Here is a 19,385-nt window from a genome sequence, read left to right as displayed (position 1 = left end):
AGACGAACCCATCCTCTTTCTTGACGCGGTTCACCCGACTCAAGGCACCAAACTCGGTTATGGCTGGATGCGAAAAGGCGAGAAAAAAACAGTCAAAACAACAGGAAGCCGAACTCGCCTGAATATATTGGGTGCACTCAACCTGAATGCCATTGGTCATACGGTGTTCCAGGAATATCAAACCCTCAATGACTACAACATTTGCTGTTTTTTCAATGAAATAAGAAAGTCTTATCCTGAGTATCATCAAAAAATTCATCTTATTGTGGATGGAGCGGGTTACAACAAAGCGCATCTTGTGAAGGACTGGGCTTATGTTAGCAATATTGAGTGACATTACCTTCCTCCCTATAGCCCCAATTTAAACCCGATAGAGCGATTATGGAAGGTCATGAATGAACATGTTCGAAATAACCGTTATTTCGCTGATAAACATGAATTTCGAGACAAAGTATTCAAATTTTTCACCACAACGCTACCTGATATAGCGGACTCGCTGATGTCTAGAATTAACGACCATTTTCAGGTGCTAAAAACTGCATCTTGAAGTTTCTTGGGTTATAGGGGATATAGTGTTCAGAAATTCTGGCAAAGACGAATAATAAGGCCTGGCGTTATTAGGGTATTTTTCAGGATCAGGGAACAACAAAGGCTTGAACATTTTATTTTTATATTTACCTATAGGGCCATAGTAGTCCCACCGCTTTAATGCGTCACTTTTACTTACAGGGTTAAGCCGAGGTAAATAGTCTATTTGATTTATAGCCTGATAAAAACCAAGTAAGTTAGAAACCAAATCTTCACCACTATATCCACTATCTGTGTACCAGTTAAAAGGAAAGGAGTCCTGATGAGCTTCAAATAAATGGCTTGTATACATCATAATAGTCAGTGCAACTCTCCGCTTATCATGTAAAGACAACCCTCACCTTACTCTCCACCTTGTCATTTTAGACGTTCCATATTTCAACCCTAACCCCATATATTGTGTATATCTAATAGTAAAATAAGACCCCTTAGTATCATCCCCTGAGTTTATAGCAGCCATGAGCTTTCTGGCATCATCTCCCTTAGCATGACCGACATCTATCCATCCCGACTTTTCGGTATAAACCAACCTTCCTCTCTCTATATCACTTCTTTTACTCATGAATACTCCTATGATTTGATTGGCGGTTATCAAAGCTATCCGGTCACTGTCCCCGCCACTAGGTGTAACAATCTGCGTTTAAAACCGGATCGAACTACATTTATCCCCAAATTAACTACAACTGACAGTGCAGCAAACCCAAGTTAATTATAAATGAAAATCGCACCGGCAATAGTACAAAAAACCTCCGTTTTTGAGGCTAGAAAACGATATCTTCAATGTGAAAAAATAAAAGAGAAACCAGTCACAGGATAATCTGAAAAATTAGCGATTATCTCAACTATCCAGTTACTACCCATAATAGTCAATTTCGGTATAATAACGTTTGTCTCTATCTTATATATTTTGGTGAAAATTGATGTCGAATATAAATTTAAAAATCACTTTTCTTGAGATTTTTTGTTCTTTTTTTGAAGAATAAAAGGTATTTATAATATTGTTCCCCGTAACAATTCAAATATAAACTGTTTTTATTTTGTATTGAAAATATTTATATAGTTTTTTTATTTATAATATAAGAGTAAATTTATTTGACAGTTTTGTATTTGATGACTATTGTTCTCTCCTGATTAGCAAATGTTATTGCCAATCTAATAATATCTTTTGTTATTATTAATTTTAAATATAAATAGCATCTTTTATCATTATTTAACTCACTGTTTTTGTTTTGTTTTGTTTTGTTTTGTTTTGTTTTGTTTTGTTTTTTATTTTATTTTATTAATTTCATGGATGATTATATTTATTTGATAGTAAATTGAAACCATTTCTAATGGTGATAATTTGTTATCGCATGTTCTATTTTAAATTCAGCATAAATCTGAGTGTGATTCATCACTTTAATTACTGATGAACACAAGGCTATTTTTTTACAATTGATGTAAAACAGTAAAAATATCCTCACTGCAAGAGGATAATAATTATTTATCCGTCGTTGTTGACAAAATATTTAAAATAAATTGGCCATAGGCCATACAGGAGTAATAAATGAAATACGACTTTATTGTCGTGGGTTCAGGGGCAATTGCAGGTTCAATCGCCTATGAGCTGGCAAGCAGAAATCTTTCGGTTTGTCGGGTTGGAAGTACTGATCGAACTAATGCCGCTTCCAAAGCCGCAGGGGCGATGAATGGCTGTTTTGGCGAAATTACCAGTGGCTTATTAGCGAGTGAGCACGGTAAGTTGAAATTGAATATGGATTGTATTTCTAAAGCGCTTTGGCCTGCCTGGGCGCAGCGGTTAGCTGACTCTTCTGGTGATACGCGATCGCTGTTCACCGCTAAAGGGACTCATGTGATACTGAATACCGCCGGGATGGAAGAGATTGACAGTGTCAATTATGACGCTATCGAACAAACCCTGAACGAATATGCGGCTCCTTATGAAACCGTTGATCCACGTGAAATTGAGTGGTTAAAGCCTAATGATCTGGTGCGTCCGCTTCGTGCTTTATATATTCCTGACGAACATGCCCTGGATTCGCATTTACTGCTGGAAAAACTGGATGCTGCATTGGTTGCGGAAGGTGGCGTCCTCAAAGATGAGAATGTTAAGAGTGTGCTGATTGAAGACGGTTTAGCCATTGGTGTCGAATTGCTAAGTGGCGAGCGTTTAATGGCGGATAAGGTGGTGGTTGCTGCCGGTGCGCACTCGTTGGATCTGTTATCAAATATCCCTTCTGTTGTCCGGCAAATCCCGCCGATATTTGCCGGTTACGGGGTATCCATTCTGGTCAAGATGCCAAAAGGCAGAGAATTACCGACGTCGGTAATTCGTACTCCTAACCGGGCATTTGCTTGTGGGTTGCATTGTGTACCACGGGGTGATGGTGTTCTATATCTCGGTGCGACAAATATTCTGGCTGAAAAACCACGCAGTCAGGCATTGATTTCAGATGTGCAGTTTCTGCTGGATTGTGCGTTAGATCAGTTGGATATTAACTTGCATGATGCTGATATTCTTTCAATTCAGGTCGGTAACAGACCAATCCCGGCGGATGGGTTTCCGTTAATTGGTGAATGTGGTGTGAATGGCCTTTGGCTGGCTACCGGGACTTACCGTGATGGCTTACATCAGTCACCGTTACTGGCAGATTATGTTGCTAATGCGTTGACCGGAATAGAAAATACGCAAATTAACCTGGATTCCTTCAATCCGGTTCGCCCTCCGTTAGTCGGTTTCTCCCGTGAAGTGATGGCTAAAGAAACCGTCCAGCAAATGCTTGCCACAGGTTACGAGTATCGCTGGGATATCAAACCTTATTGGTTGCCGCTACTGAATGAAGGCATGACACGCAATTATCAGGATGTGATCGAATCGCTTCATCCTCAGTTCACGCCACCGCCAGAATTGGTTGCTTTCTCTTATATTTATGAATCCATGCGTGAACGGTTACGTAGCTACTATGAGGCATGGTCATGAACTCTTTGTTGAAAGATCAGGCGGCTATTGATAAGGCCAGGGAATTACTGATAGAGGCAGGTGTTTGGGATGTGGAAACCGATCTTGCCTGTCTGGCTGATCGTTATCTGGAAAGGCGCTGTAAGGATCGCGCCCGTGATGAATTTATGCTTGCGGTTCATGAGCGCTGTAACCGGATCCCTCTTGGGCATATTGTCGGCATTGCGGATTTTGATGAACTGCCTTTGGTGGTCGGTACGGGGGTCTTTATTCCGCGTCCTCATAGTCAGATTATCCATAAATGGCTGGAGAATGAACATGAAGTACCTCAGGGATCAGGGGTTCTGGATTTATGTTCGGGGAGTGGGGCTATCGGTTTAGCCATTGCTAAACGTCGCCCGGATTTAAAGGTCACTTGTGTTGAATATGATGACATCGCTTTTCAATACCTGACACGCAATATCTCCCGGTTGGCTGGCTGGGCAGTTAAAGCGGAGGCATTAAAAGCCGATTTACGGGATTGGCAGGCATTTTCTCAATTTAACGGCTCGGTAGCGTTAATTGTCGCTAATCCACCTTACGTTCCAGAACAGCAGACAATATTACCGGAGTGGGAGGAACATCATCCTTATGTTTCGGTGTATTCGGGGGATGATGGGCTCGACTTAACGCGGTTGATTATCAAACAAGCCAGACAGCTACTGCAATCAAATGGCTGGTTGGTTATCGAACATGGTGAAAGTCAGGAGCAGAGCGTCAGAACACTATTTTCAGACGCCGGTTTTTCTTTAGTCCGGACAATTATTGATAAAGATATTTCTGACACAACAGGCAGTTCGGTAATCACTGTCGGTTGTCAGCTCATTTGAACTCAGACAGCAGGAGTCTAGATAATGGATGTAAAACAGAAGCAGGATTGGATGACGATCCGCAGGTCACGGACAACCGGCGCTTTAGCGCAAGCTATTGATGAAGGACTGACCAGTTTCACGGTTGTAGAACGTCACGGTAAGCAAATTACAACAGAAGAAGGCAAGGTTTTTACGGAGTTTGTTTCCTGCTCTTATTTGGGATTAGAACATCATCCCGCGTTAATTGAGGCAGCAAATCAGGCAATGGCTCGGACAGGGATACATTTGTCATCGTCCCGTGGTGCAATGCGCCCACAATATTTGAGGCAACTGGAGGAACTGCTGGAAGAAATTTATCAAGGTGGCTCCGTTGCTGTTTTCACTTCCACCAGTAACGTTCACCTGGGTGTATTGCCGTTATTGGGCAGTGGTTCTTTACCTAACTATCCACTTACCCGGCCAGTACATTGGTTGATGGATAAAACGGCTCATGCATCTATGCAGGTATTACGCGGTATTCTCGAACAGTTCGGGCCAGTATCGCGGGTCGATAGTGCTGATGAACCGTCGGTGCAGCAAGCTTTGCAGAACTGTGGCGAGAATCAGCGTACCCCTGTCCTGCTAATTGATGGTATTGGCTCAATGAATGGTTTGATTCCGGTTGCAGAATTAACCCGAAAATTGGCGGCTGCCGGAGGCTATGTCTATGTCGATGATGCTCATGGCATTTCCATTGTAGGGCGCAATGGCGCGGGTTATGCCTTTGCCGCACTTGACCATGTTTTACCATCCAACCTCATACTGGCAGGTTCACTATCCAAAGCATTTGGTGGTGCGGGTGGTTTTGTGGTTGTTGCAGGTGCCGATGATATTGAAGTGATTAGTACCCTGGCTAATCCTCTGGTTTTTGGTCATTCAATTATGGTGCCGATGTTGGCCGCTAACGTTGCAGCAGCAAAACTTCATCTTAGCCTTGAAATAGAAATACGGCAGGAACAACTCTGGAAGAATGTCAATCTGTTTGATTCCCTGACGGGTAATAGCCTGATGAATGCCGGTGTGCAATCTCCTGTTCGTGGGGCGTTATTCGAAAATGAAGTTGAAGGGCTTGAAGCTGCACGCCTGCTGCGTGACAACGGCATCTTATTGTTCCCGGTATTTTATCCGCTGGTTCCAGATGGTAACGCCATGTTGCGTTTTGCGTTCTCCAGTGAGCATAAGGAAAGTGAAATCAGGCAATTAGTGAATACTTTATTCAAAATACGGGAAAAAGGGCTGAATTGGGCTAAACCACAGGCCATTGCTCCACAGGTACAAGTGACTCAATGAATTCGTGATGAAGCGCAACTCTATGACTCAATCAATAATAAATAAGCAGGACATATTACAACCTTATAGGGAGTCTCTGGATGTTATTAATATGCAGATTTTATCGCTGCTTTCTGAGCGTATGCAGATCTGTATGAAAATCGCTGAGATAAAAGCGGAATGGGATATTCCGATGATGCAGCCACAACGGATTACTTCGTTATTGGATATGTTGAAGGATAAATCAACGGATTTTGGGCTACGACCTGAATATACTGCGTCAATATTCCAGTTAGTTATCGAAGAAACCTGTCGTCAAGAAGAAGAATTGATTGATCGGTTGTTACGCGAGAAAAAAAAGAATAATGAAAATACTGCTGATTGATAATTATGATTCTTTTACACAAAACATTGCTCAATATCTGTATGAAGTGACCGGCAGTGTGCCATCTGTCGTCACCAATTCTCTGACTTATGAAGAGTTGGCGATAGACAATTATGATGCTGTCGTGCTTTCTCCAGGGCCAGGGCATCCAGCTGAAAATAGCGATTTTGGTGTCTGTGCTGAGGTCATTGCCCGCGCCGAAATTCCACTATTGGGTATTTGCCTTGGTCATCAGGGCATTAGCCTGGCATTTGGTGGTTTTGTAGAACATGCGCCTAATCCGGTACATGGTTATCGCAGTCGCATCAGGAATACCGGAGAAGGATTATTTCTCGGTTTGCCTGAGCAATTTGAAGTGGTCAGATATCACTCGCTAGTCTGTACCCGGTTGCCTGACACTCTTAAATGTACCGCCTGGACTGATGATGGCTTAATTATGGCCATTGAGCACACCCAAAAACCGATTTGGGGTGTTCAATTTCATCCTGAGTCGATTGATTCTGAATATGGGCGTGAATTACTGAGTAATTTTGTTCGCATAGCAAAGACGTCTAAAGAGCATAACGAGCATAACGAGCAGGATATTATCGTTGTGAATAAGTGTATTTCTGCCTATGAAGCTTATCTGGCGGTGGGCGGAAAGCAGCATCTCAATCTGAATTACCGTGAATGTCAGGGCATTATCGATCCTGAATCTCTGTTCATTCAATATTATGGCAATGATACTCACTCTTTCTGGCTGGATAGTGAAAATTCGGACAGGCCCAATGCCCGCTTTTCAATCATGGGAAGTGGCAATGAACAGGGTGCAGTCAGGCTTGAATATCGTGTACAGACGGAGAGTTTGCGTTTGACCGGCCCTGATGGTGAAAGGATTGTTCAGGGTGATTTTTTCTCATTGATGTCTGAACTGCTTGAACGGGTGAAAATTTCCGCACCAAAACAGATGCCATTTGTCTTCAAAGGTGGCTTTGTTGGTTATTTAGGATATGAATTAAAGGCGTTGACAATTGGTAGCAGCAAATATCATTCAGAACATCCTGATGCCAGTTTAATCTTTACTCCACATTTTTTTGTCTTCGATCACCAGCAGGATAAACTTTATGAATGTCTTATCACGCCTGTAGGCCAGCCACAAAATTGGCCGTCGGAACCTGTAGTAACCATTGCAAAAAATACCGGTGGAGTGATACCTGACTTTATTCCTGGCGCTGTCGATCAGAACAAAATTCGTTTGGAATATGGGGCGCAGAAGTATATGGATGGGATCCATAAATCACTTCAATACATCACTGATGGCGAATCTTATGAAATCTGTCTGACGAATAGAGCAAAGATGGCTTATTCAGGACGGCCATTGGATGCTTACCGACGAATGCGTCATGCCAGCCCCGTGCCTTATGGCGCTTATCTGGCATGTGGGGATTTTTCCGTACTGAGTGCATCGCCGGAAACGTTTTTACGCATTGATGAGGCCAGAGGTATTGAATCCAGACCGATTAAGGGAACCCGGCCACGGGGAATAACGGCAGCTGATGATCAGCATTTTCAGGCGGAATTGAGTCAGTCAGCCAAAGATAGAGCTGAGAACCTGATGATAGTGGACTTAGTGCGCCACGATCTTAATCAGGTGTGTCGTCCTGGCAGTGTTCATGTCCCTGAATTGTTTAAAGTTGAGAGTTTCTCTTCTGTGCATCAATTGGTTTCGACAATACGCGGTGAATTACGTGAAAGCACTTCATCAATGGAAGCCATCCGGGCATGTTTCCCGGGAGGATCAATGACTGGCGCGCCAAAGAAACGCACAATGGAGATCATTGACTCTTTGGAATCATCGGCACGCGGTGTCTATTCTGGGGCGCTTGGATGGTTGTCTTTCAGTGGTGAAGCAGAGTTGAGCATTGTTATCCGAACGGCGGTGTTACATCAAGAATGTGCCGAGTTCGGCATTGGTGGTGCCATTGTCGCTCACTCCGATCCTTATGATGAATTTGAAGAAACATTGGTGAAGGCCAGTGTGCCCTATTTCAGTTTTAGTCATATAGCGGAGGAAGTGTGAGTAACCGTAAAATCGTCATTCTTGGTGGGCAAGGTGCTATTGGTTCTTTATTGGCGCGCCTTTTTACGCAAAGTGGTTGCACAGTATACCGTGTTGACCAACGGGCGCAGGGAGAGCATTCTCTCTGCTGCCAGCTGGATATCTTAAATCCCGCAGCGGGTTCCGAGGCGATTTTTACTGAGGCGAAGGCGGTTGTCTTTGCCTTACCGGAAGCGGTTGCAATACAGGCTCTGCCTTGGGTGCTATCAGCGGTTGGTGATGATGTACAGATAGTGTCAACCTGTTCGGTTCAGGCACCTTTCCATTCTGCTTTAAGAGCTGCCACCCCTAGGCAGCCTTTCATGGGTGTTAACCCGATGTTCTCGCCATCCTTGTCGGAGCAAAAAAGGCCAGTTGCAGTCATTCTTGATAACTGTCATGTTAACCCGCATTGGATTGAGTTGGTATTGACGCAGGCCGGTATGCGCATCAGTAGAATGACGCCAGAGGAACATGATCGGATGATGGCGTTTTGTCAGGCTTTACCCCATGCCGCGATATTGATTTTTGGCTTGGTGCTGGCGAAAAGCCCGTTGGATATTCACACTCTGGCAACTGTTGCACCGCCGCCAATGCGCACCATGCTGGCGTTATTATCAAGGATTTTACGCAATCCAATGGAAGTGTACTGGGACGTTCAATATGAAAACCCGATGGCGGCTGAACCGCGTCAGGAGCTGCTGTATGCCATACAACAGTTAGATTCAATAGTGCAGGCTGGCAATCAAACTGAATTTGGCAATAACCTCAGACACATTGCACAACAACTGGGGGAACAGCTCAATATTAGTGCTGCTGATTGCCAGCATATTTTTTCAACGCTTGAATGATAATAGGAAAGGAGTTGAGGGGATGTCATTAAATAGAGTTGCTGAGGCTAATGGGCGGGCAGGACTCAGAAATTGGCTGGGATTACTGATATTGATGTTGCCGGTATTGTTGGTGACGGTGGACAATACGATCTTAAGCTTTGCTTTACCCAAAATTGCTGAAGCTCTGGGCCCCAGTGCAAGTCAGCAATTATGGGTAATTGATGCTTATTCACTGGTGTTGGCGGGTTTGCTGGTATCAATGGGGAGTATTGGTGATCGTGTCGGTCATCGTTCATTACTGTTATTTGGATCTTTGGGATTCACGGTTATTTCGGTGTTAACCGCACTGTCAACGTCACCCGGACAATTAATTGGAGGGCGAGCCGTACTTGGGTTTTTCGGTGCGATGTTGATGCCTTCAACTTTGGCTCTTATCAGCACTCTTTTTGAGGATCGTGAACAGCGTCGGTTAGCTGTTGCTATCTGGGCGACAACATTAACTGTCGGTTCGGCGTTGGGGCCTGTCATTGGTGGTGTTCTGCTGCAATTCTTTGACTGGAATTCCATTTTTCTATTGGCAGTACCGGTATTAGTGCCATTGTTGATCTTCGGACCGATGTTATTGCCAGAGTCCGATAAAAAACAGGATGGCATTATCGATGTGTATAGCGTTGTATTATCGATCATCGCCATGGTTGGGATTGTTTACGCGATTAAACACCTTGCCAGTGATGGGTTTGAAATAAGTGTAATAGTGGAATTGTCTATTGGTTTGGTTGCTGGTGTGTTGTTTGTTCGTCGGCAGCGGCGTCTGCCTGTGCCGTTAATGGATCTCTCACTGTTCCGTAATGGTATGTTCACTGGTTCGATTATGGTCAACTTATTGAGTCTAGCCTTGCTGGTTGGCTTTGTCTTTTTTGCCACTCAGGTCTTGCAAATCGTATTGGGTATGAAGCCGATTTCGGCCAGTTTAGCGCTGGTTCCCGGACAAATAATGGCGATTATCATTGGCATGGCGATAGTGCCTGTTGCTCAACGGATACCGGCTTATTACCTTGTACCAATGCTGCTTGCTTTTGCAGGTATTGCATTTCTTTTGGTAGCCAGTTTCGGCAGCGATTTGACCACGCTGGTGGTTGCGTTCGCATTATTAAATGTTGGTGTAGGTGCAATTGCGTCGGTGTCTAACGATCTGGTGCTTTCGTCAGTGCCGTCATCTAAAGCTGGGGCGGCATCGTCAATAAGCGAAACCGCTTATGAAGTGGGTGTTGTACTTGGCACGACAATTATCGGTGGATTGGTGACCGCTTTCTATCGTGTCACTTTGCAATTGCCGGATGGGATCTCTCACGAACAGACTGGGTTGGCATTAGAAACTCTGGCTGGTGCTTACGTTGTAGCGAACTCATTAGCCGAGGCGGAAGGGCAACAATTGATGACTGCGGCAGCAGGATCCTTCACCAGCGCTATTCATATGATGAGCTGGATGACAGCGGTATTGACCGGCGTCGTGGTATTGATCGCCTGGCGTTTACTGAAAGCGCCACAGAAACAACAAGTGCTTGAGTATTGATAATCTTATGTGCAGCCGTTGGTAATGGCTGCACCGCGTTATGCTGATGATATTTGGTTTTAATTTAATTAAAAATATAAATATAAATATAAATATAAATATAAATAATTGATTGTCTTATTTTTATGTGCTGGGAATATTTAATTTAATAAAATTAAAATAATTAATAAAACAATGACGCAAGAAGATAAAATCAGAGTGAAAATACACATTATGAACAACGATAGGAAATAAATTATCTTTGCCTACAGGCCTTTTCTCTAAACGGAGATAAATATATCATTGAATGATTAATACTCTGGATTTAAAGGGGTTTTATGAGAGTAAAATATCGCGTGGAGTTATATAACGGAAGGATGATTATAAAACGACAAATTTATATTTAGGAAATTTATTATGAATAAAGTAATGATTGTTGCTGAAACTTTGGCTGAATTGCGTGAACATTATTGTCTGGTGGGTATAGAGCGGCAACCAAAACAATTGAAGACTGCGGATTTTGACGGATCGGTCATATTTTCCGACGATCCGAAAATAGCCACTGTTCCACCTGCGTTTTTTACCGTACAGACTATACAAGAACTGAAAAAGTTAGGCGGGGTACCTGACAGCAATTATGGTCGTGGAAAAATGGAACCACATCATCCATTACCTGAACCGTTTTCTGCCGAACGGCTGGCAAATGTCCCGAGTAATCATATTGATTTGTGCAAAGCTTTTCGTGCCTATATTTATGGTAATTCTGCTTTGGTCAAAGATTATGAAGACATTATTAATGCTAAACGTTTTCCGATGAAAGTGGCGCTATACAGTGGTGATAGTATTACTGTTGCTGCAAATAATCCATTGATCGTTCAAAGTCAAGATGGTCACGGTGAACCTGTTGTATTGGTTTATGAGCAGATAACTATTGAGCCTGGTGGACAAATTATTTATCGCACTAATGGTACTGTTCAAACGAATATAATAATAAAGGTTGGTATTTCAGATTCAGATGACAAGCCATACAATATCATTAATCAGGGAGGTAATGGGAGTAATGGCGGTAATGGGAATAATGGATATGATGGGAAGAGTGGCAGTAATGGTAACGCGGGACAGGATAATAAAAATTCCTGTGCAACGGGAGCAACAGCAGGTACTAACGGCTCTAACGGTATAGATGGTGGTGTCGGAAGCAATGGTGGAAATGGTAGCAATGCATACGATATTAATCTTAACGTTAATCACATTACCGGCTCAGTGAACTTAGCAACGATAGGGGGTAATGGGGGTGATGGAGGTGATGGCGGAATAGGAGGAAATGGCGGTAATGGGGGACACTCTACTAATTATTGTAGTGCTGGAAGGGGGGGAAATGGGGGGCGTGGAGGAAATGGAGGCGATGGGGGAAATGGCGGTAAAGGAGGAAATGGGGGTAATATCTATTTTAACTATACTAGTGGCACTCCAACCATTAGCGCTAAGTCCGTAAGCGGTTATGGTGGCGCTAAAGGTTATGCTGGTTCTAGAGGCATTGGCGGTTATGGTGGTAGTGGTTCTCCCAGTGGTAGCACTGGCCCAAATGGGGTATCGGGTAAAAATGGAATGGTCGGAGCAATTGGTGCCGTGGGTTCTGTCTATATTAACGGTAAAAAGCAGTAATAATACGAGATACTTTTATAGCAGAATTAGGGATATTGCTCGCCTGTGATTGCAGGCGGGTAATGATCAATGTCTCACAGCTTATAATCGGCACTCAAGTGAACAATAGTTGTACTTTGTTATGATGATTATTGCGCTGGTATTGCGTCTGACCCGTTTTTTTATGTATTAAATGCCGCTAAGATAATATTTCATTTCACAGTATTATTGACGATATTTTAAAAGTATTTAGAAAATATTGTAAATAGAGTGATTTATGATTAGTAATAGAATGATATTCTGATATGCCATTTAAAAATTCATTTATGAGATTAATTTATTTAAGAATTGGATTTTATTATTGAAAGTTGGTTTTTATAATTTCATGATTAAACAACGCCTGTATTTTTCATCTTATTGCAATTATTGCAAAATGTCATTATATCTTATTACTGCCCCTTTGTTTTTATTTGCTAATAATAGAGTTCTGAAATTAAAAATTCTAATTGGCTATCATTAAAAATCAGTTATGTGTCACACAAATACCTTCTTTAGTTAATGAAAAAAACTGAAAATCACATTAATATTATTAATTGCGGGATTTAAATGCCATATTCAATTGTTTTCCGTAAAGTAGATAAATATTTTTCTACTCAATTCTAGGTGTTTTTGGTTAAAAATTAAGTTTGTAGGGGGATATATTAATTCCCATGGAAATTATTTATTCAGCGTTTCCCACCGAATTATTTATACGGTTATTGAGTGTTTATTGTTATAACAAAAATAATCATTTAGAGAGATAAAATTCAAATGAAAACACATATTCTACATTTTGATTTAGCTCAAGGCCATTTGCGTAGCCAATCCAACCAGTTAAGCCTTTGGGTTGGCGAACATAATATACCGTTACAAGAACATGATGAATCAAGTTTAGCTAAGTCAGCTGCCGGGAATTCAGCTCTGGATATGGTTTTACGTTATGGCTCGCACAATATTAGCCATTTTGCTGAGGTACCTGAGCACTATTTTTTACCTCATCACGTTACTCTGATTAAAGTGGTTGGTGATAAATCCGGACCTTATCGTTCCTCATTGCCGGTTCTCTACCATATTTCTTACCATGTCCCTAATGCTCATTTACGTCGTTATGCTAAACGTCATATAGAAAAACTCGCAGTAAATAATGTGGGTATGGCTTTACCCGGCAAACTCAGTGCTTTTGGGGTTAATAGTCAACATTTAGCGCGAAATTCTATTCATTGCAGTGATCTGTTGGTTGCAGCTAATGAAATGAAAACGCCATGGGATGTTGCCTGCTCTATTGTGTTTTCCCATCCGGAATTGGCTAACAGTCAGGCCTATTCGGCATCAATTGTCATGAATGGACATATTGCCCCACCGGAAGCAATAGATCCGTTGCAATATAACCGGGTTTATGAACTGGCTATATCGATATCAAGTCAAGGGCCAGCAACGGAAACCGATGGCTTTGCCACTTATGGTCAATTAGTTGCCCCTGATGGCAGCGAAATGTTCTACGAGTTTGACTGGGTCGGTCAAGATGGACAGGTGATTTTCGCCGAAGGTGATCCGGTGATGCAATATAACCTATCGGATGAAACGGAGAATTATTCAGGCTCGCCGGCATCTAATGCACTGAAAACTTCGCATAATGATGATCGACTGCAAAATCATAACTGGAGTGTCAGCCAGAGTGCGTCTATCGATATTACCGAGTTCAAAGATCAAACTTCAGCATTAGCTGTTAAGCGAGATACCAGCCAAATTTGGACCGCCACTAACCGTACTCCCAATCACGGAATGGATGTCTATGCCGACAGCATCCGTTACGATCCCGGGCAAAATTATTTTTCCATTGACTTTAAGAACAAATATTTACGTCAACTTGGTGTTTATATTCAGTTCTTTAAAGATACTAAGATGGAACAGCCGATCGATAATCCAACGGTTGATGGTGATTGGCCGTTTTATTTCCCTAAAGAGTTGGCGGAATTATTCGAAACGTCATCACAAAAAGCCCTTGGTGTGTTGGCTAATGTCAATACGATCATGGGGATCCCGATGCCCACGGATCCCACTAAATTTGGCTTGCCCTGGCCGGCTGAAGCCCAGGCAGCTAAATTCTTGTTTGGTGGTTTGGGAACTTCCCGCTGGGAGAACCCGATTGTCTGGCCGGGTGTGATTTTGACCGGTATGTTCCAATACGGTATTCCGGCCCTGATGATGTTAGCAGGGGCCATGGTCACTAACAGCCAGTGGTATAAAGATTTTATTTCTAATAAGGATAACGTTGCCATACTGGCAGGTATTGCTTTCCCATTGATTGGTGGTGGTGCCGCTGTCGGTTCAGCGTTATTCAATACTAAAAAAGTGCTTACCAGTTTAGCCAGTATTGCCATTGGTATTTTGGCGAAAAAAGGGATGGAAGCGTTAGCGACTTATGTTACAGCCCAGGTGGCAGCCAGTGCGGCCGCGCAGGCGGTTCCGGTGGTTGGTTGGGCGTTCCGGTTAGCTGCGATTGCGCTGGATGTGGCACAGATCGCTGTAACCACGGGTGAATTACTTTCCTCGCCCGCCACATTGGAAGTGGATATCAAGCGTCAGATGACGCTGACTTTTACTCTGCATCCTGATCCTGCTCATGGTGAAGTGGGCCGTCCAGAAACCGCCATCTGGCCGCCAGTGGCCGTACAGTGCCAGGTAACGGTTGAATATACCAACGGCACCTACTATACCCAGACTATTCCATTACCCGCGACGGGTTCCAGTACACCGCTATCTTTTAATTTCAATTCGGTTGGCTGGGGTGGAACACTCAAAATCAAGGCTAATGTCTATTCAGCTACTGGCTGGTTAGCGGGGAGCTACACCAGTGAGCTGCTAAATGCGCAACCAGACGACCCCAATGAAGGCATTATGCGCGTCAGTGGCAATATAAAAGAGATGTTAGTGCCTCTGACTCAGGTGACTCAATACGAATATTGGGAACAGTTGTCTTACGATAGCGATAAAAAAGAATATCAGTGGATTGAAGGCAGCGTACCGTTGGAAACCCAGTCTTCTGCCAATTGTAGCAATGTAGGTAATAACATCTGCAAGCTGGTCAATATGACAATTCTGGATTCAGATTATCAGGTTGGTTATTGCTATCAGGCTTCTGGTCAGAATATTCCATTGGAAGATCCATCTAGTCCATCCAATAGCGGTCAAATGTATGTGCTGCAAAACATTTCCATTCTGAGCAACGACACGCTGAATGAGCGTCTGAAATTATCCGAGGTGGGTTTCAAAGTACAACCCCTGATCAGTTATAACAGTTTTGGCAAAGGGCCGGACGATAAAACTATCACGCCTTATAACTTTATTATTGATTCTCGATTCGGTGAATATCACTTACGTCGAGTGGATCTGCGTGACGGCAGACATGATTTTAGTTTGACAGATAACCTGCTGTCTTGGGGAACTTTCACTATTCCTCATCTGGATGCAATGGTGGTTCATCCGAGTGGTTATGTCATTGCGGTCAGTTGGCAATACAGCAAGATGCAGATTCTGCCGCTGGGTGATCAGGGTTACCCGGATGCTCAGGCACCTGCGGCCCAGATTGTTTCTGGTGAAGGAATTCGACAAGGGCTCATGCATGGACCAATTGCACTGACTGTCACGCCAGATGGTCGCATCTTATTACTGGAAACAATCAATACCCGTGTTCAGGCGTTCGATACTAAAGGCAACCCATTTCCAAGTTTTCCAGGGGCAACACTGTTTAAACTGGCTACTGCTGAGTATCAGACAACACTGGATGCTCAGGTGTTCTCTCCAGCATTACAACAAGCATTCCGTGAACAAGGGCTGACATTCCTGTTTAGTAACAGTGATCCGAGCTTTATACATTCACTCAATACTGGCGTACTGGATGAGCAGATTATTGCCACCTTTGCGCAAGATGGGATCTATCTAAGTTATAACCAGACCGTAGACGGTAATATTGACCCAGTTGGCAGCACAACGGTTGACGTGATACAGCAAGGACAGAGCTGGTTGGTATATGACCCGCAGAAACCCGCGACTTACACGTTGACCGCTCAGGGACAAACAGTATCCGTATATAACGATTTGAGTAATGTACAAGTCATTGCTATCGGTCAAGGTGTCAAATGGCAGATTGATGATCTTGCTGGTGCCCGTTCCTGGCTGTTAACCCTTAATGCAACGGATCCTGCTGAAATTACAGTGGCTGATTATTTGGCCTATATGCCACTGAATAAGCCAGAGGGAATAACTTATCTGGATGTTGCGGTTGAATCTAAGGGATATATTTATATTCTGTCATACCGTAATGAAGGGCGTGATCCAACAGATTATATCCTCGATATTTATGAGCCTAACGGTAAATTCCTGGTGACTGTCCCTGATCCGACATTAATTCCTGATCCGACTAAACGTCAGCATATTGTTGCTGCGCATTTGGCGATAGATTCATTCCGTACCCTAGTAGCGATGAATTACGGCAAGTTCCTGGGGGAAAATCAACGTACCCAGCCACAAATCAGCCAATGGACGCCAACCACACCGATATTTGATTTGGGTATCGATCAATTACCGATATTCCAGCAACACGATATGGACAAAATCCGTGAAGTTTTTGCTGAGAACAAACACCCTCTTAGTCATCAGGCAACTATCGAAACTATCAATAACAATGGTTATTTCATCATTACAGATGTTAATACCCGTTACCCGGTCATATGCACAGTAAATAGCGATAATTTGCAGATTATTTCTGTCTACAGTTTCTCGGAGAAAAATATGTTATTAAAAAGTTATAGTTCGGGATTTAAAGCGGTCTTGCAATTATTAGGTCTCTCGGAGAGCGATGTAACGGAGAAAGTCGTTATTCCATCTTCGTTGCAAGGCTCTTTACGGCCTGACGACCCACAATCTCTGGCTCCTTCTTATACGGCAGAAGTGTCGTCAGCATCGGAGCTGTTGACCCTTTCTGGCATTCCCCCTGTTGAGGCTCCAATATCTTTTCCGGCAACCATTGATGTTTTTGCGATTGGAGAACTGGTGATTGCTAATGGTGAGACTTTGGAAATTAACAGCCCAAATTCACAGCCTATCGTGGTAGCGGTGGATACTCTGATGATTGAACAGGGTGGGCAACTGATATGTGACGCTAATGTAATTCTAAATGTACAAACTTATACCCAAACTCAGGAGAATACCCATGAATAAAATGAAAACTGTTGACGAAACTTTGGCTGAATTACGTGAACATTATCATTTGACCGGTACTGAGCGGCAGCCAAAGCAATTGAACACTTCGGACTTTGATGGGCCGGTGATATTTTCCAATGATCCGAAAACAGCTACCGTGCCACCCGCGTTTTTTACTGTACAAACTATACAAGAGATGAAGGAACTAGGGGGAGTACCTGACAGCGAGTATGGGCCTGGCGGCATGGAGCCGAATCATCCGCTACCTGAACCCTATTCTGCTGAACGGTTGGCGAACGTCACCGGTAACCATGCTGATATCTGTAAAGCTTTCCGTGCTTATATCTATGGTTATTCTCCTTTAGTCAAAGATTATGAGGATATTCTGAACGCTAAACGTTTTCCGATGAAAGTCGCGTTATACAGTGGTGAAGATATCGTTGTTACTGCTGATCACCCATTATATGTCGGAGATCCCAATAGCCACGGAGAAGCTGTTACGGTGAATTACGGTAAGGTAATAATTGAACCTGGTGGGCAGATTATTTATCTCACCAATGGAACGCTTAATGCAGACGAAATCATCGTTAACGCCCCAACTACCCCTCGTGATGACCAGTCACAGGATATCGTCAATCAGGGAGGCGACGGGGGAAATGGCGGTGATGGGAGCGATGGAAGAAGTGGAGGTAACGGCAGTAATGGTTCGGCTGGTGAAGATAATAAAAGTTCTTGTGCAAGGCCAGCTACGGCAGGGACGAGTGGTGTAAATGGCACCAGTGGCGCCGATGGCGGCGATGGTGCGGGCGGTCACACGGCAAATGACATTACTATTAACGCGACTTCTCTCAATGGTGTAATCAATATGCTGACACAAGGAGGCAAGGGGGGGAACGGCGGCAATGGTGGAAAAGGGGGAAATGGCGGTAACGGAGGGAATGGCGGCGGATCTACCAGCCACTGCGGAGCGGGTAAAGGAGGGAATGGCGGTAATGGTGGAGATGGCGGTAAAGCGGGTAATGGTGGGAAAGGTGGTGACGGCGGTAAAATTTATGTGACTTACAAGAATGGTAACCCCACCATTAATGCCAAGGCACTCGGTGGAAACGGTGGTAATAGTGGTTACGCGGGTTCTGGTGGAACTGGCGGTAGTAGTGGTAGTGGCTCCCCTAGTGGTAATACAGGTCAAAATGGCAAATCGGGTGGTACCGGATCAGCGGGCCTGGCAGGCTCTGTTGGCGAAATATTTATCAATGGCAAAAAACAATAACAGTAAGGAGCAGTTATGGTCATAGATATTCAAATTCTGGGTACTGACGGAGTCAAAGGGGTTGATGGTGCTAACGGAACTCATGGTCAGCCAGGTGCTAACGGTCAGGATGGCTCACGTCGCAAACAACCTACTGCCGGTAGCCGCGGTGGCAATGGGCAAGATGGCCAAGATGGGCAAAATGGTCAAAATGGTTCAGGTTGGTGGTTTGCTTTGCGTTGTAATCGTTTTAATGTGCAGAGTGTAGTTAATATTAGTAACAAGGGCGGTAATGGTGGAGATGGCGGCACGGCTGGAGATGGCGGCAATGGCGGTGATGGCGGCAATGGTGGGCGTGGTCGTTCGTTATCGTCAGGGGCGCCAGGGGGTAATGGCGGTGATGGCGGCAATGGTAGTAATGGTGGTTTCGGCGGTAATGGCGGCAATGGCGGCAATGTATGGGTCAGCTATTACCAGTCTAACTTAACCTCAACACAACCGGTAAAAGCTACCTCTAGTGGAGGGAATGGCGGGAATGGACAGTCAGGTGGTATTGGTGGATTAGGTGGGCGCGGAGGTATAGGGGGTGACGGTTTATATGCATCTGACGGACAGAATGGTATTGGAGGTAGTAGCGCTACCGGTGGTCGGGCAGGGAAGGGTGGGAAAGTTTCTATAAGGCAGCCGAGAGGATAATG

At 43.9% G+C, this 19,385-nt stretch carries 11 protein-coding genes and 2 pseudogenes; 12 read left to right on the top strand and 1 reads right to left on the bottom strand.

Annotation, left to right across the window (positions count from 1 at the left end; translation table 11 throughout):
• Nucleotides 1–547, top strand: a pseudogene (locus C5471_RS19280) (IS630 family transposase); the annotation flags it as partial.
• Here the strand turns inward: C5471_RS19280 and C5471_RS25390 are convergent.
• Nucleotides 530–1,150 (bottom strand): annotated as a pseudogene (locus tag C5471_RS25390) (hypothetical protein). The pseudogenes C5471_RS19280 and C5471_RS25390 sit on opposite strands and share 18 nt — an antisense overlap.
• A gap of 984 nt (nucleotides 1,151–2,134) precedes the next feature.
• On the opposite strand from C5471_RS25390, the gene C5471_RS19270 reads away from it, so the two are divergent.
• The 11 genes from C5471_RS19270 (at nucleotide 2,135) to C5471_RS24905 (ending at nucleotide 19,383) form a co-directional block, all read left to right on the top strand.
• A complete protein-coding gene (locus tag C5471_RS19270) occupies nucleotides 2,135–3,568 on the top strand; it encodes an NAD(P)/FAD-dependent oxidoreductase (protein ID WP_133815211.1) in 1,434 nt (477 codons plus the stop codon).
• Nucleotides 3,565–4,416, top strand: coding sequence for a HemK/PrmC family methyltransferase (locus C5471_RS19265; protein ID WP_133815210.1), 852 nt, complete (start codon nucleotides 3,565–3,567; stop codon nucleotides 4,414–4,416). Before C5471_RS19270 ends, C5471_RS19265 begins: the two co-directional genes overlap by 4 nt.
• 24 nt (nucleotides 4,417–4,440) lie before the next feature.
• Entirely contained in the window at nucleotides 4,441–5,727 is a 1,287-nt protein-coding gene (locus C5471_RS19260; protein ID WP_133815209.1) for an aminotransferase class I/II-fold pyridoxal phosphate-dependent enzyme, read from the top strand.
• A gap of 7 nt (nucleotides 5,728–5,734) precedes the next feature.
• Nucleotides 5,735–6,091 (top strand): chorismate mutase, encoded by a 357-nt coding sequence (locus C5471_RS19255; protein ID WP_133815208.1) that lies wholly within the window; start codon nucleotides 5,735–5,737, stop codon nucleotides 6,089–6,091.
• Nucleotides 6,072–8,150 (top strand): aminodeoxychorismate synthase component I, encoded by a 2,079-nt coding sequence (gene pabB, locus C5471_RS19250; RefSeq protein ID WP_133815207.1) that lies wholly within the window; start codon nucleotides 6,072–6,074, stop codon nucleotides 8,148–8,150. The genes C5471_RS19255 and pabB overlap by 20 nt, the downstream gene beginning before the upstream one ends.
• Nucleotides 8,147–9,019, top strand: a complete 873-nt coding sequence (locus tag C5471_RS19245; protein WP_133815206.1) for a prephenate dehydrogenase dimerization domain-containing protein — start codon at nucleotides 8,147–8,149, stop codon at nucleotides 9,017–9,019. The genes pabB and C5471_RS19245 overlap by 4 nt, the downstream gene beginning before the upstream one ends.
• 22 nt (nucleotides 9,020–9,041) lie before the next feature.
• Nucleotides 9,042–10,574 (top strand): MFS transporter, encoded by a 1,533-nt coding sequence (locus tag C5471_RS19240; RefSeq protein ID WP_133815205.1) that lies wholly within the window; start codon nucleotides 9,042–9,044, stop codon nucleotides 10,572–10,574.
• A gap of 396 nt (nucleotides 10,575–10,970) precedes the next feature.
• Entirely contained in the window at nucleotides 10,971–12,218 is a 1,248-nt protein-coding gene (locus C5471_RS19235) for a hypothetical protein (RefSeq protein WP_133815204.1), read from the top strand.
• A gap of 789 nt (nucleotides 12,219–13,007) precedes the next feature.
• Nucleotides 13,008–17,456: a C-type lectin-like domain-containing protein gene (locus C5471_RS19230; RefSeq protein ID WP_133815203.1), complete on the top strand. Its 4,449-nt coding sequence runs from the start codon at nucleotides 13,008–13,010 to the stop codon at nucleotides 17,454–17,456.
• Nucleotides 17,449–18,708, top strand: coding sequence for a hypothetical protein (locus C5471_RS19225; RefSeq protein ID WP_133815202.1), 1,260 nt, complete (start codon nucleotides 17,449–17,451; stop codon nucleotides 18,706–18,708). The genes C5471_RS19230 and C5471_RS19225 overlap by 8 nt, the downstream gene beginning before the upstream one ends.
• A 15-nt stretch (nucleotides 18,709–18,723) precedes the next feature.
• Entirely contained in the window at nucleotides 18,724–19,383 is a 660-nt protein-coding gene (locus tag C5471_RS24905) for a hypothetical protein (protein WP_166296273.1), read from the top strand.
• Nucleotides 19,384–19,385 lie beyond the last annotated feature (2 nt).

The sequence above is a fragment of the Photorhabdus tasmaniensis genome, assembly GCF_011189505.1.
In the GTDB taxonomy this organism is placed as follows: domain Bacteria; phylum Pseudomonadota; class Gammaproteobacteria; order Enterobacterales; family Enterobacteriaceae; genus Photorhabdus; species Photorhabdus tasmaniensis.
This window is presented reverse-complemented; position numbering and strand designations above follow the sequence as displayed.

Excerpts from the sequence above, each read along its gene's own strand:
- C5471_RS19270 (WP_133815211.1), top strand. The coding sequence starts at position 2,135 with ATGAAATACGACTTTATTGTCGTGGGTTCAGGGGCAATTGCAGGTTCA.
- C5471_RS19265 (WP_133815210.1), top strand. The coding sequence starts at position 3,565 with ATGAACTCTTTGTTGAAAGATCAGGCGGCTATTGATAAGGCCAGGGAA.
- C5471_RS19260 (WP_133815209.1), top strand. The coding sequence starts at position 4,441 with ATGGATGTAAAACAGAAGCAGGATTGGATGACGATCCGCAGGTCACGG.
- C5471_RS19255 (WP_133815208.1), top strand. The coding sequence starts at position 5,735 with ATGAAGCGCAACTCTATGACTCAATCAATAATAAATAAGCAGGACATA.
- pabB (WP_133815207.1), top strand. The coding sequence starts at position 6,072 with ATGAAAATACTGCTGATTGATAATTATGATTCTTTTACACAAAACATT.
- C5471_RS19240 (WP_133815205.1), top strand. The coding sequence starts at position 9,042 with ATGTCATTAAATAGAGTTGCTGAGGCTAATGGGCGGGCAGGACTCAGA.
- C5471_RS19235 (WP_133815204.1), top strand. The coding sequence starts at position 10,971 with ATGAATAAAGTAATGATTGTTGCTGAAACTTTGGCTGAATTGCGTGAA.
- C5471_RS19230 (WP_133815203.1), top strand. The coding sequence starts at position 13,008 with ATGAAAACACATATTCTACATTTTGATTTAGCTCAAGGCCATTTGCGT.
- C5471_RS19225 (WP_133815202.1), top strand. The coding sequence starts at position 17,449 with ATGAATAAAATGAAAACTGTTGACGAAACTTTGGCTGAATTACGTGAA.
- C5471_RS24905 (WP_166296273.1), top strand. The coding sequence starts at position 18,724 with ATGGTCATAGATATTCAAATTCTGGGTACTGACGGAGTCAAAGGGGTT.